The sequence below is a fragment of the Halomonas elongata genome, from assembly GCF_029081005.1.
Taxonomy (GTDB): domain Bacteria; phylum Pseudomonadota; class Gammaproteobacteria; order Pseudomonadales; family Halomonadaceae; genus Halomonas; species Halomonas elongata_B.
Genome location: NZ_JAJQTQ010000018.1, coordinates 41648 through 54601, shown reverse-complemented (window position 1 = coordinate 54601; position 12954 = coordinate 41648). Strand labels below are relative to the sequence as shown.

At 56.1% G+C, this 12954-nt stretch carries 12 protein-coding genes and 1 pseudogene; 4 read left to right on the top strand and 9 right to left on the bottom strand.

Going from position 1 to position 12954, the window contains the following annotated elements; all coding sequences use genetic code 11:
- Positions 1-26: 26 nt before the first annotated feature.
- Both LU493_RS13720 and LU493_RS13715 read left to right on the top strand, forming a co-directional pair.
- Positions 27-692 (top strand): TetR/AcrR family transcriptional regulator, encoded by a 666-nt coding sequence (locus LU493_RS13720; RefSeq protein WP_275288351.1) that lies wholly within the window; start codon positions 27-29, stop codon positions 690-692.
- Complete coding sequence (locus LU493_RS13715; RefSeq protein WP_275288350.1) at positions 692-1207, top strand: L,D-transpeptidase; 516 nt, start codon at positions 692-694, stop codon at positions 1205-1207. The genes LU493_RS13720 and LU493_RS13715 overlap by 1 nt, the downstream gene beginning before the upstream one ends.
- A gap of 3 nt (positions 1208-1210) precedes the next feature.
- Here LU493_RS13715 and LU493_RS13710 read toward each other — a convergent pair whose 3' ends face one another.
- Together LU493_RS13710 and pilB are read right to left on the bottom strand one after the other, a co-directional pair.
- A complete protein-coding gene (locus tag LU493_RS13710; protein ID WP_275288349.1) occupies positions 1211-2437 on the bottom strand; it encodes a type II secretion system F family protein in 1227 nt (408 codons plus the stop codon).
- 24 nt (positions 2438-2461) lie between these two features.
- Complete coding sequence (pilB, locus tag LU493_RS13705; protein ID WP_275288348.1) at positions 2462-4183, bottom strand: type IV-A pilus assembly ATPase PilB; 1722 nt, start codon at positions 4181-4183, stop codon at positions 2462-2464.
- 319 nt (positions 4184-4502) lie between these two features.
- Between pilB and LU493_RS13700 the strand changes: the two genes are divergently transcribed.
- Entirely contained in the window at positions 4503-4913 is a 411-nt protein-coding gene (locus LU493_RS13700; protein WP_275288347.1) for a pilin, read from the top strand.
- Positions 4914-4973: 60 nt separating this feature from the next.
- Here the strand turns inward: LU493_RS13700 and LU493_RS13695 are convergent, their stop codons facing one another.
- From LU493_RS13695 to LU493_RS13665, 7 genes and pseudogenes are all read right to left on the bottom strand, one after another.
- Positions 4974-5690, bottom strand: coding sequence for a lipopolysaccharide kinase InaA family protein (locus LU493_RS13695; protein ID WP_275288346.1), 717 nt, complete (start codon positions 5688-5690; stop codon positions 4974-4976).
- Positions 5691-5856: 166 nt separating this feature from the next.
- Positions 5857-6048: pseudogene (locus tag LU493_RS13690) on the bottom strand (YjbQ family protein); the annotation flags it as partial.
- 103 nt (positions 6049-6151) lie between these two features.
- Positions 6152-6571 carry a secondary thiamine-phosphate synthase enzyme YjbQ gene (locus tag LU493_RS13685; RefSeq protein WP_275288344.1) on the bottom strand — a complete coding sequence of 140 codons (420 nt, stop codon included), beginning with the start codon at positions 6569-6571 and terminating at the stop codon, positions 6152-6154.
- Between the two features lie 10 nt (positions 6572-6581).
- Positions 6582-6950: a hypothetical protein gene (locus tag LU493_RS13680; protein WP_275288343.1), complete on the bottom strand. Its 369-nt coding sequence runs from the start codon at positions 6948-6950 to the stop codon at positions 6582-6584.
- Positions 6947-8923 carry a hypothetical protein gene (locus tag LU493_RS13675; RefSeq protein WP_275288342.1) on the bottom strand — a complete coding sequence of 659 codons (1977 nt, stop codon included), beginning with the start codon at positions 8921-8923 and terminating at the stop codon, positions 6947-6949. The genes LU493_RS13680 and LU493_RS13675 overlap by 4 nt, the downstream gene beginning before the upstream one ends.
- Positions 8920-10470, bottom strand: a complete 1551-nt coding sequence (locus LU493_RS13670) for a hypothetical protein (protein ID WP_275288341.1) — start codon at positions 10468-10470, stop codon at positions 8920-8922. Before LU493_RS13670 ends, LU493_RS13675 begins: the two co-directional genes overlap by 4 nt.
- Positions 10471-10837: 367 nt before the next feature.
- Positions 10838-12256 carry a hypothetical protein gene (locus LU493_RS13665; protein WP_275288340.1) on the bottom strand — a complete coding sequence of 473 codons (1419 nt, stop codon included), beginning with the start codon at positions 12254-12256 and terminating at the stop codon, positions 10838-10840.
- 107 nt (positions 12257-12363) lie between these two features.
- Between LU493_RS13665 and LU493_RS13660 the strand changes: the two genes are divergently transcribed.
- Positions 12364-12948, top strand: coding sequence for a restriction endonuclease subunit S (locus LU493_RS13660; protein WP_275288339.1), 585 nt, complete (start codon positions 12364-12366; stop codon positions 12946-12948).
- Positions 12949-12954: the final 6 nt, after the last annotated feature.

Genomic DNA, 12954 nt, shown 5'->3' with positions numbered 1-12954 from the left:
ATTGTTTCCAACCTTGGACCCGATTCATGGCCCAGCCCGACACCGTCACGCGCATTCTGGACACCGCCGAAGTGCTGTTCGCCGAGCGAGGGTTCGCCGAGACGTCGCTGCGCAACATCACCAGCAAGGCCAAGGTCAACCTGGCCGCGGTGAACTATCACTTCGGTTCCAAGAAATCGTTGATCCAGGCCGTCTTCTCGCGCTATCTGGACCCGTTCACCACGCGGTTCCACGCCGCCCTGGATGAATTGGAGGCCAAGCATCGTCAGGATGGCAGCGACATTCCCCTGGAAGAACTGCTCGAAACCATGGCGCGAACCGTGCTCGAAGTGCCGGCGGAGCGTAACAGCCTGAAGGTGTTCATGCGCCTGCTTGGGCTGGCCTACAGCCAGGCTCAGGGGCATCTACGTCGCTATATCCAGGACGAGTACGGCAGCGTCTTCACTCGCTTTACCGAGCTGGTGCGGCGGGCGACGCCGGAACTGCCCGACGCCGAGCGTTTCTGGCGTCTGCACTTCGTGCTCGGCACGGTGATCTTCACGCTCTCGGGACTGGATGCGCTGCGCGACATTGCCGAGCAGGATTACGACGAGCATGTCACGGTGCGCGACCTGGTCCGTCGTCTGCGTCCCGTGGTGGTGTCGGCGATGCAGGCACCGTTGCCCGAACCGCCGGTACAGGAGGCGAGCTGATGCGCACCCCCCGCCTGGAGGCCTTGCCCCCGGAGGATGGTATCTGGGTCGAGATCGACGTGGCGCAGCAGCGGCTGGTGATTCGGGAGGGCCGAGAGGCTCGCTGGTCCTGCGAGGTCTCCACGGGGGCGGCCGGCACCGGCGAGGCCAATGGCAGTGGCTGCACGCCGCTGGGCTGGCATTATGTGCGTGCCGCCATCGGGGAGGGCCGTCCTGCCGGAACCGTCTATCGCGGCCGCCGACCGACCGGCGAGGTGTTTGACGCCGGACTGGCTGCCAGGCATCCCGAGCGGGACTGGATTCTCACGCGCATCCTGTGGCTGTGCGGGCTCGAACGGGGGCGTAACCGGGGCGGCGAAGTCGATTCCCAGCGACGCTACATCTATCTGCATGGAACGCCCGATGACCAGCCGATGGGGGTGCCAGCCTCGCACGGTTGTGTTCGCCTGCGTGACCCGGACCTGCTGGACGTCTTCGCCCTGGCGGTGCCCGGTACCCCCGTCTGGCTGCATTGATACCTAGACGGCGCCTCCGAGCGCAAAGATGGGCAGATACATCGCCACCACCAGGCCGCCGACCATGACCCCGAGGATCACGATGACGGCGGGTTCGAGCAGTGACGTCAGAACATCGACGCGGTCATCGACCGCTTGCTCGTAATGGTCGGCGATGCGCTCTAGCATCTGATCCAGGGTCCCTGATTCCTCGCCGATGGCGACCATCTGGATCGCCAGTGTCGGAAAGCGTCGAGTCTGGCGCATGGCGATGTGCAGGGGCTGACCATCGAGCACATCACGCCGGATGCGCCCGATGGCCGCGCTGAAGGCTCGGTTCCCGGTGGCGCCGGCGGCACTGTCCAGGCCCTCCGCCAGGGGAACGCCGGCGGCGAAGGTGGTCGCCAGGGTCCGGCAGTAGCGGGCCACGCACGACTTGTCGAGAATGTCGCCGAGCACCGGCATGCTCAGGGCCAGCGCATGCAGGCGAGCGGCGAAAGCCGACGAACGTCGCTGGCCGGCATGCACCAGCAGGGGCAGGCCGATCGCGAACGCGAGTCCCCAAATCCAGTAGTGCTGAACGGCCTGGGAAAGCGCCAGGGTCAGGCGCGTCAATGCCGGCAGTTCGGCGCCGAAATCCCGGAACAGGCCCTCGAAGCGAGGCACTACCTTGATCAACAGCAGCGAGGCGATGGCCACCCCGGTGACGAGCACGACGGCCGGATACCAGAGTGCCTTGCGGACGCGTGCCTGAAGCCGTTCCACCTTTTCCTTGTGGGTCGCCACGCGATCGAGCATGCGCTCGAGCGTGCCGGCTTGCTCACCCGCCGCCACCAGGTGAATGAAGAGCCCGCCGAAATGTCGAGGATGACGGCCCAAGGCTTCCGCCACGCTCGTCCCCTCGTTCACCTCCTTGCTCAGGGCCTCGACCAGAAGCCGCATGGCGGGCTTCTCGACTCCATGGGCGACAACCTCCAAGCCTTGCAGCACGGGAATGCCGGCACGAAGCAGGGTGGCCATCTGGCGTGCGAAAAGCGTGATGTCCCGGGCGCCGATACGCCCCGCCCCCGTACCGAAGCCTCGCTTGCGCTGGATACGACGCACGAGGATACGTTGTTCGACGAGTCGTTGTACGACGTCTTCGCGACGTGTGGCGATGGTCTCGCCGGTGACGCGTCGTCCATCGGCATCCTGTCCTGACCAGCGCCAACGTTGCGGCTTGGCATCATCGCCGCGATGGGCATGGGGCATCGTTACCTCCCATGTCGCCCTGTCTCAATGATGGCCGGCGACTCGACTCACTTCGGCGAGACTGGTCAAGCCCTGCATGGCTTTGTCGAGTCCATCGCTCCACAGACTCGGGTAGCCCTCGTGTCGGGCCTGTTCCTCCAGATCTGCCGCCTTGCCGCGACGCAGGATCCGCTCGCGCATCGCCGTGTCGATCGGCACCACCTCGTAGAGACCGATGCGTCCCCTGAAGCCCTGAGTGCAGTAGCCGCAACCCACGGGCTCGTGAAGATCGACGCGGCAGGTCGCTGGATCGTCGATGCCGAGGTCGAGGAGGACCTGCCGGTTCAATCGGGCAGGCTGCTTGCAGTGATCGCAGAGCCGACGCGCCAGGCGCTGGGCAATGATCAGGCTCACCGAGCCGGCGATATTGAAGGGAGCGATCCCCATGTCGACCAGGCGTGTCAGGGTCTGCGCTGCGGAGTTGGTATGTAGCGTGGAGAGCACCAGGTGACCGGTCTGGGCGGCCTTGATGGCGATTTCTGCGGTTTCCCGGTCGCGAATCTCGCCGACCATGACGACATCCGGGTCCTGACGCAGGAAGGCACGCAGGGTGCTGGCGAAATCCAGGCCGATGCGCGGCCGAACATTGACCTGGTTGATGCCTTCCAGCTTGATTTCCACCGGATCCTCGGCGGTACAGATATTGCGGCTGGCCTCGTTGAGTCGTCCGAGTCCGGTATATAGCGTCACCGTCTTGCCGCTACCGGTGGGGCCGGTGACCAGGATCATGCCCTGGGGCGCGGACAGGGCGGTTTCGTAGAGCTGCCGTTGTGCCGTGGAGAGGCCGAGCTGATCGATGTTCCAGTGTGCCGAGGTCGGGTCGAGCAAGCGCAGGACGACCTTTTCTCCATGCACGGTGGGCAGTGTGTTGATGCGAAAGTCGACGCCCGGGCCTCCGGGATGGCGCCACTTGATGGCGCCATCCTGGGGGAGACGACGTTCCGAGATATCCAGGTGCGCCATCACCTTGAGCCGGGCGGCAATACGGGAACGCATCGTGACGGGGGGATGTGCCACGTCATGCAGCATGCCGTCGATCCGCAGTCGGATGCGAAAGTGGGCCGCATAGGGTTCGAAGTGGATGTCCGAGGCGCTGTGCTGGATGGCATCATGAAGGATGCTGTCGATGAAGGCCACCAGCGGAGCGTCGTCATGCGTGGTATCGGATGCCGCGACGTCGTTCTCATGGCCCGCGCCCAGTGCCCCAGGCGACGACTCCATACGAGCCAGTGCCGCGAGAGTGCCGCTTCTGGGAGCGAGGTAACGGTCCAGCCAGGCAGCGAGTTGATCCCGGGGGGCGAGGACACCCTCGGGGGTGAGGCCGGTGGCGAAGCGTAGCTCATCGAGTTCGGCGAGCGTTGCGGGCTGGCTCACGGCGACGGTGAGACGCTGCCCATGACGGCGCAGGGGAAGCACGTCGAGCCGGCGGAGCAGGGCTTGCGGATAATCGGCGGCGGGAGGCAGTTCGTCGAAATCCAGGGTCTCCAGGTCGACGACAGGCAGCCCGTATTCCCTGGCGGCCACTTCGGCAGCTTGCCGCGCCGACACGGCTCCCGCATCGACGACGAGTGTCAGTAACGGGCACTCGGCCTGCCGGGCCTGCTGTTCCAGGTGCCGGGCATCCCCGGCGTCGAGCAGGCCCTCGTCGACCAGGCGCCGAGCCAGGCCATCCAGGCCCATGGCATGTCGCTCAGGGTTCTGCTCCATGTCGTCACCTGCTGGATATTCGCTCATGGCATCTTGCGGTCCCGGCTTGGGATATCGCCGAGTCTAGTCAGTCGAGGTTGGCGTGGCTCGACGTTTTTACGGTGGCATATCGACGAGTTTGCAGACTCCGCCATGCGAAATGACGACGCCGAGAAGTCAGAGAATCGTCCTTGTCGGTCCCTGGCTCGCTACCTACCGTCAAGGCAGGAGCGGTCAGCGTGGACGGAGACGAAGAGAAGGCGCGAGCGCCAAGTGTCCGGATAACGCTACCCGCGAAACCCTGCGGGGGTATCCGAAGCGTCGACCAGGGAGGTGGGCCATGGAAGGAAGGATGAGGGAAGACACGACGAGTGTGCCGGTGGATCAAGCCGGTTTTACCCTGATTGAATTGCTGATCGTGGTGGCGATCATCGGGATACTGGCGGGGATCGCGGTACCGCGTTATCAGGACTATACGGAGCGGGCCGAGCACAGTGCAGCGTTATCGGAACTGAGCGCGGCGAAATTGCGCGTCTCGGTGAATATTTCCGAGGGGCTGGACGACCCCTGTACGGACGTGGGCTGGAACTGTACCGCCAACGACGACGATTCCGGCACCATCGAAAACACGCCCGGCAACAGTGAGTTTGACGACGAGCATGCCAATACCCACCCCAATGCCGTGTTGACCTGGAATGCCAGTGATGAAGAGGGCATTACCTGGACGCCGAAGGCCTGGAACGACGAGTAAAAAGGCCTTGTATGGTGGTGTGCCGGGCCGCTCGGGCGGGGCTCGGGGCGCTCCGGCGAATTACTCGAGTGATCCGCCGGACCAGAGTTCGGCAATACGTCGTTCGGCCAGGTCCCGGTAGGTTTCGCCACGCAGCTTGTCGGCAGTCAAGGAGTCGCGAATGGCCGGCCAGTGGTCGCCGGCGCGTCGTGGCAGGGGGCGAACATGGGCATCGATCCAGGTCAGGCGTCCCTGATCGTCGACCAGCAGGTTGTTGAGATGCAGGTCGCGATGCACGTAGCCGGCGCGGGCGAGCTGCGCCACTTCCCGACAGAAGTCGTCGAGAAAGCGCCTGCGTCCCGTCTCGTCGAGATCATCGAAGACCTCGCCGCCCACACGGGCATCCCGTACCTGTTCCATCAGCAGCAGTGAGGGAGTCCGGTTGGCGGGGTTGAGGGATATTCCCCAACCGTGGAAACCCGGGACACGCAGGCCGGCCTGGCGCAGGATACGCAGGCTGAGGAATTCCTTGCGGGCATCTGACTGCATCAACCAGCGCTTCTCGAGATAGTCGCGGCACAACCATTTCAGAGGGTGTTGCCGCTTGCGGTACTTGTCCGGCACCACCTTGGCGAGGATGCGCTGGTCCTGCGATACATAGAAGCGACTGCTGCCCATGGCCTCGAATGCCGCCGTGGTGGTGGTGCTGGCCAGTCGCAGGCGATCCGGTAGGTCCCGCGAGTGAAGGACCAGATAACGTCGACGACGATCATCGAAGGGAATGTCGAGCAGTTTCACGAGTGGACTCTTTACGTGACCCGCAGCGGAGGGCGGGTCATAGGCAATCTCGGGATCGGCATGTCGAGAGCTCACGTTGAAGCTGATGCCGGGGTTAAAGCGCTAATCCTACCGTTTCGGCATCTGGCCGCCTAGCCAGGCCCCTTCCTGGTGACTGTCTTGCGCCTCACTCTCCATTGAGTGTGGCGATAAGTTGCCGTGGCCCACCATGGTCGCGATGCTCGCCGAACCAGACGCCCTGCCAGGTGCCGAGCGCCAGGCGGCCGTCGCGCACGGCCAGGGTCAGTTGCGTGCCGAGCAGGCTCGCGGCGACATGGGCGGGCATATCACGCATACGGCTGAGATGGACGTCGTATGGACGCCTGTACTTCCCATGGTTACTGGGAGAAGGGATTTCCTGGCTGTCCATATCGACTCCTTGGTGCATGGACACCTCACACACGATTTTGTCCATATCTCTGTCACTCCCCATGCGCAGTAATGACGATGCGCCGGCTGCCGCCATGGTTGCGGTGTTCACATAGATAGATACCTTGCCAGGTGCCCATGTTCATTCGGCCATCAGAAATAGGGATTTGAACACTAGGACCTAGGAGGCTGCTTTTTAAGTGTGCGGGAAGGTCGTCACTCCCTTCAAATATGTGTTGGTAATAAGGTTCACCTTCAGGGACTGCGCGATTAAAGAAGCTTTCGAAGTCGTTTCGCACAGTCGGATCGGCATTTTCGTTGATCGTCAATGAAGCTGAAGTATGCTTTATAAAAACACTCAGTAAGCCTATCTTTATATTCTTTATGTCGCCGATGGCCTGTGCAACATCATCGGTGATCAGGTGAAAGCCACGAGAACGGGGCTTCAAAGTAATTTCTTTCTGCATCCACATAATTCATCTCCTATTTTCGAAGTGGAACAACTTTCTTTAGGTTTTCAATCTCTTTCTCAAGCTGAGCAAGTCTTTCCATAAGCATCAGTTCACGGTTAAGAGTCTGGTGGTAGAGTTCCCGGTAGTTGTTCTTAGCGCTTTTCTCAGCTTTCAGCCGATTGTCAATCGATTGATATGAGTGATTGATGTTAGCAGTCGCATTGTCAATAGCTTCGATCAGCTCAGAAAAAGAAGCACGAGACTTCTTGATGGATCCTCGCTTGCGGCCAGCCTCGAGCGCAACAGTATCTTTGTTAATGGGGCTGCTCTTGGGAACCCTGACCGGCGTATTGGAACGCAGCCTACTTAACGCTTCCCAATAATCATTCAATGCACTCATTGTTCACCTGCCTTGCCCATGACGCGCTCTTTGTATTCGAGGAGATGGCGGAGTTCCTCCTTTTCTGTGCGAAACTCTACGCTATCAGGAGCGGTGTCTTCCAGCTCGTCGACGAACAATTTCTGCCTGGCTATGACACGATCAAGCTTGCTCTGTTTAATAACAGACCTAGAGCACGTTAGGCAGGAGGTCATCGAACGAAGCAGCTTCTGGTCACAGGGCGCAACCGTTGTGCAGGCACCCAATGGTGTTTGAGTATACGCGATTTCACCCTTTTTGAACTGTTTTATTAGCTCTTCTCTGCTATCCGCAAAGACCAATTGTTTGTTGCTGCTAGGTTTGTTCCGATCAATAAAGGTACCATGTGCCCCATACAGAGGCTCTCCGGAACTCAGAACATCACTAATGTAGGCAATGGCGTCTGCTTCTGGTTTTTCCCGTTTGATCAGCTGAGCAATGTGCTCTTGGCCAGTGGCATCATAGTTTTGGCTGCTGGATTGAGAGTAGTAGATGGTCATTTCTCGACTGACGTGCTTTAGCTGCCTTTTGAGCGAGGGGAGAGAAACTAGAGCCGATTGGGCGACATAGAAAGAAAGCGAACGTCTGAACTGGTGGATTGTAAATCGCCATATGCTGCCCACTGCAAAGGCTTTCTCACTTTCCCAGGCACGAAAAGGGTTTATTTTTTCAAGCTCATTGAGGTCGTCTTTAGTAACCCTGAATGCATCTTGATCCAGAAGGTTGTAGATTTCATGAGATTTGCTTGATGCATCACCTATGATTATGTTGATTCCATCATAGTCAACCCGGGTGAAAAGTGAAAGATACCCTGTTGATATGAATAGCGGGGTTTCGTGATACGATAGTTTGATCTTCTGTGAAACGAGCTTGGCAAGCATGCCGGCTATCTCGTAAGCTCTTTCTACTTCTTGGCTGGTGATCCAGCTAACCCCCTTTTTTTGACCCACAAACTTACTGGTTGTCCCTAAAAGCTTGTAAGTTCCATTAGATACTTTCAGCGAATTAGTTAGAAGGCTCAGCGATTCGGAGCTTCGCATTCCTGTGTAGATATGTAAAATAATACGAGCGCCATGCTGAATTCGCGTTAGGAAAGTTGACAGAGAAGGCATGTTTTTAACTTTGTACTTGACTAGGTACTCCCAGATGCCGTGTTCCTGTGCAGCTTCCTTGAAAAAAGGTTTGAAATCTTTTGTGCGATAGCCAATCTTTGTTTGTAAAGCTGAAGAGCGTGCATAACGGTCACAGGCAAGGATTGACTCAATGAACCTTTGCAGCTGGTCTTTGATCTCATGGAGATCTTGAAAGAAGTCATCCAGCTGCTGTATCAGTTCTGAGTAAATTCTGTTGGGGATCACCGGATGCTGGTTGTCTTCACCCAAGCTGTGTAGTCTTCTTTTTACCGTCTCGAACTTAAAATTGGATAATATTTTATACCCCGACGCTTCGCTTGGTAGCGTGATCAGGTGAGATAACACGGAAGATAGACCAGCAAGAAGACTTCTCGTTGTAATCTTGCCCACAAATTTGGTTAGTTCGTCTTCCGCCTGAAGCACTTCTTTGATAGTTAGTCCATGGTTCTCACAGTATTTGGCCAGACTTCTGACTGCTTTGAAATATGTCATCGTGGTGCTAATGCTGATACCCGATGCTCGCCCAGAATCTACCATAAATAATAAGAGGAACATCAGCCATTTGACTTCTTCTTTTGTGCTGTTGCTGAAGATCTTGAAATTGAATCTTGCATTACCAGTGTTGCCACTCAGGCGATAGGGTCTAAAATCCCATACGTCATCTGAATAGATAGATAGTGTTTTTCCCTCAAGAGTCTTTGATACAACAAAATCAGGAAGAGGGCGTTGGCCCACTTCATTTGGAGTAAATGGGGCAGGCGCACAGGCGATGTCCTGGGCCAGTGATGAAAAGTTTGGGTAGTAGGCCTGTGCTTTCATCATATTAACTCCAGGTCATCCATAAGTTTAAGCTTCTTGGTCCAGTATTTGGATAGCAACTCTTCGTCTTTTATTGAGCTTTGTATTTCTTGTGCATCAACTTTGGAGAGCTTGCCCGATGCCTCTATCTGTGAAGCTATGCTGTTGATGGCATCTACGACCGGTTGAAGCATTTCCTCGAAGTGATGGTCATTGAAAGCTAAATGCTTTGACTGCTCAAGTATGTATTTGAGGCTTAAGATTTTTCTGTAATCTATAGTGTCTGCGTGAACACGGAAGTTTTTGCAGAACAAACACCCTTCCGGTGTTTTACAGTCTGGCTGGATATGTGAGCTTGAAGAGGGGGTGGGTGAGTGAAGCTCTACACACTGCCCTGTGGCGATAGAGTTGGTAGGCTTTTCATTGGAGATTATGATATCGTTTTTAAAATTGGTGAAAAAGTCCGTCAGCTCCTTGCTGGCTTGCTGGTCAGAGCCTTCAGAATAATGCTTTATCATCGTCTCCGGTGTGTTCTGTAATAGCGTAGCGGTGGTGCTTAAGTCAGCTTTTTCAAGTAGCCAGTTGCTCTTGTGGGCTCGCCACATGCGTGTTGTGATTTTGGTTTTGAAGTCGAAGCATATTTCAAGCCTTCGATGGAAGTCCGTTGATAGGTTCATGGATAGAGGGTAGATATCTTTCCCGTTGAAGGAGAAGAAGAGATAATTAAAGCTTTCCCTTCCGGTTCCTTTGATTAAGTGGTCTCGCAACCTTAATGCTTTCCTGAAAAGGTTGAGAAACCTAGCCTCAATGTAGAATTCAACCGGTCTTCCGCCTGCCCTATACTTGATTGATCGAAATCCCTGCCGGTCGATGCCGACCTGGTAGTCGTCTGACCACTCTAAGGAGGCGAACTGCCCGAGGCTCATACCCGTGCTGGAAGAAAATAGCATCATGAAAGCCTGAAAGGCCATTGATGCGGCCCTCATCCTATGGATACTGTATTTATCATTATTGGCTTGATCGATTCTTGTTAATGCTCTATTTCGAGCAACCTTTGCATTTTGTGCTTGGGAGCGGTGCTGTGTCATTTTTCGTGCTATTTCTTCAACACTGAATATCGTTCCATTGATGTAGTCGTAGGCTTTATAGTTTTTTCCATTCTGAGTTTTTTTCTCTATATTCGAGGGGCCTGCGAATGGCATCTGGGTAGGAAAAAACCAATAGTAGCCATGTTCAAATTCTAGTCTCTTAGGGAAGCGCTCAAAGTCAATGACAAAGTCAGACAGTTGGTGGAATAATGATGTGTAGAACTTTAGTGCTGATCGTGCTCGTTTCTGTTCAGGTGTTTCAGTGATGTTAACCGCCCTAAATGAGCGACTGATTTTTCTAACACCTCTGAAAAGGTCACCATAACGGTCAGAGTAGATGTTTCTACCAGCAGTGAATAGCACTAGCTGAAGAGTGGCAGCGGTATTGATATTCATCTGACTCTTTCGCACAAGGTCAATTAAATATTCGGTGAATACTCCAACTGCATCGATATAATGCTGTTGGGAGTCCAGGCCTTGCACGTAGCTATCGTCACACCAATTAACAAAGCGTTGAAATTGACCGACTGATGTTTTGAGGCTGGCCGGTGATTTGCCTAGTCGTATATGCTGACTGAGATAGTCAAGGTAGTTTGTGATAAAAGTCCTTCGACACGTACGGTAACTTTCCGTATCCACTAGGTTGATAACGCTTTCCTCCCTTGTGTTATCGCCACTTTTGCGTCTGCGGACTGAATAACACCAGGAGCCAACGTCCATAGGGAATTTGTAACCGGGAATGTAGACACGAACCAAGTGCGGGGCAATCAGGGTAAGCTTGCCTTGCGTATCGAAGGGGAGGTCCGAAAGTTTATATACTGTAGTGTTGCGCTCCATCCAGGCCATAGAGTCACTCTTCCTTAACAATTTGTTCCAAGAAGGATTCAAACTCGCTTTGCAGGTGGCTAGCGATCTTGAATTTCTTCCGGTAATTCAAGTAGCCCTCAGTTGTGCTGAGTTGGCTATGCCCCATTCGCTCCCGCACGTACATCAATGCCTGGAAGAACTCGGGCCGCTGTTCTTCGGTAGCGTTTTTTTCGCTATGTTGATCAAGTAGGCTCTCCACAAGATTCATGCCGAAACTGGCACGGAGGTCGTGGAATCGAAATGTAAAATCATGTCCATGCTGATTCAGGTTTGGCATCAGTTGTTGATGAATGAACTGAGTCACAGCATTACCGCGTGGCGGAGAGCGATATAGAAACGCAAAAGGGTCGCTTGTGGCCATGTAGTAAGGCTGACCTGCTCGGGTCAGAAAGAGATACTGCTCCTCAACCTCCGGGTAGGTGTGCTGACTTTTCGCCACCCGTTGCAATCTGCGCGGCGACTGGCTGTAGATCTGGAGCCTAGTGTAGAGCCAGACTGGGACAAGCAGGGACATCTGCTTGCCATACTTGGTGTTGATCAATGTGCCATGCCCGACCTTGATTCGCTTCGATGTGGTGCCGTCACGGGGTGGTGAGGCCACATGCTTCGAGCGAAGCGTGAAGACGGTTTGTAGTCGGGCACCTGTCGTCAAGGCGAGCAGGAACGCCAGCGTCATCTCGGTATTGCCAATGCGCTGGAGTGCCTCGACTAAGGCTATCTGCTCGTCTTTCGGCAGTGGCCGCAGTTTGCCGCCGTCTTCCAGGTATTCGCTGAAATCGTGACTTTGTCGCGCTGTGCGGAACGATCGGGTCAAGTCAGTGCTCTTGACTTGCCTCTGGTGCTGGAGGCCTTTCGCATCCTTGAAGCTGAGGCGCGTGTCACTCTCGACCCATAGGGGGTGGGGGAAACGAACACCATCATGCTCCAGCCAGCGATAAAAATTCTGCACTGTACTCATGCGGCGTTTGGCCGTGCTGGCTTTGATGGTGTGAAAGCCCACGAGGTCATGCAGGAAAGCACAGTAGCGATAGGTCGGGCGAGCACGAGGGCGTCCGGGGACGTTGAGGAAATCGATATCGTCATCGAGCTGCCACTGGCGAAAGTGAGCGAGGTCGCCAGCGATAGACTCCAGGGTGCGATGGCTGATCGGCGAGATGTCAGCTAGCCGGCTTAAGAGGTAGCGGTTGGCTTCTTGCCAGGGGCTACCGTCTGGATCCAGCACCACCGGGTAGTGGTAGCAATTGTCCCGGAAATGGCTCTGAAGGCGCTCCGCCCAGAAGGGCCGTCCATCACGGGGGGAGCACCGCCATGCCTCTGGGCTGGGACTTTGGGAGACGGACGGCTGGTAACAGTCCAGCTTGCGCAGTACCTCAACGCGCACCTGTGTCGGTGAAGCCTTCACTACCATGCACCTTTTTATTGCATCAATGGCGATGAGACGAAAATAGCTTGACAGGAGTGAGAAGGCAAACCAGTATTCTGCATCATTGACGATGAAACGAGATCGATATGCAGCTGGGCGACCTAGCAAGTATCCAAGCGGGCTACCCGTTCCGGGGCAAGATTGCCGACTTGCCGGAAGGGGAGGCTCTGGTGGTGCAGATGCGAGACATCGCGGATGGCGGCATCGATTGGGCCTCTTGCACCCGCACTGCACTCACCGGCAAGCGAGCGCCGAATTGGCTCAAGCCGGGCGACGTGCTTGTGGCTGCGCGAGGCAGCCACTACTACGCAATCGAGGTGGACTCTCAGGCCGAGGATCACTGCGTGGCGGCGCCGCACTTCTACGTGGTGAAAGCCCAGATGGAGCGGATTCTCCCCCGATACCTTTGTTGGCTGATCAACCAGCGCCCTTGCCAGCGCTTCCTGGAGCAGAACGCCGAAGGCAGTCTGACCAAAAGCATCCGGCGTCGTGTACTGGAATCGCTGCCCATTACCGTTCCTCCGCTCAAGCGGCAGCACCAGTGGGTCGGGCTGATCGATACGCTGTCGCAGGAGCGCAGGCTGCTGCATGAACAACTGGCCGCTAATTCGGCATTGCAGTCGGCACTGGCCGCTGATCTGCTGGGCCATCAGGATGAACGCAACCCATGACAGGAC

Excerpts from the sequence above, each read along its gene's own strand:
- LU493_RS13660 (WP_275288339.1), top strand. The coding sequence starts at position 12,364 with ATGCAGCTGGGCGACCTAGCAAGTATCCAAGCGGGCTACCCGTTCCGG.
- LU493_RS13680 (WP_275288343.1), bottom strand. The coding sequence starts at position 6,950 with ATGAGTGCATTGAATGATTATTGGGAAGCGTTAAGTAGGCTGCGTTCC.
- LU493_RS13710 (WP_275288349.1), bottom strand. The coding sequence starts at position 2,437 with ATGCCCCATGCCCATCGCGGCGATGATGCCAAGCCGCAACGTTGGCGC.
- LU493_RS13700 (WP_275288347.1), top strand. The coding sequence starts at position 4,503 with ATGGAAGGAAGGATGAGGGAAGACACGACGAGTGTGCCGGTGGATCAA.
- LU493_RS13685 (WP_275288344.1), bottom strand. The coding sequence starts at position 6,571 with ATGTGGATGCAGAAAGAAATTACTTTGAAGCCCCGTTCTCGTGGCTTT.
- LU493_RS13675 (WP_275288342.1), bottom strand. The coding sequence starts at position 8,923 with ATGATGAAAGCACAGGCCTACTACCCAAACTTTTCATCACTGGCCCAG.
- LU493_RS13715 (WP_275288350.1), top strand. The coding sequence starts at position 692 with ATGCGCACCCCCCGCCTGGAGGCCTTGCCCCCGGAGGATGGTATCTGG.
- pilB (WP_275288348.1), bottom strand. The coding sequence starts at position 4,183 with ATGGAGCAGAACCCTGAGCGACATGCCATGGGCCTGGATGGCCTGGCT.
- LU493_RS13720 (WP_275288351.1), top strand. The coding sequence starts at position 27 with ATGGCCCAGCCCGACACCGTCACGCGCATTCTGGACACCGCCGAAGTG.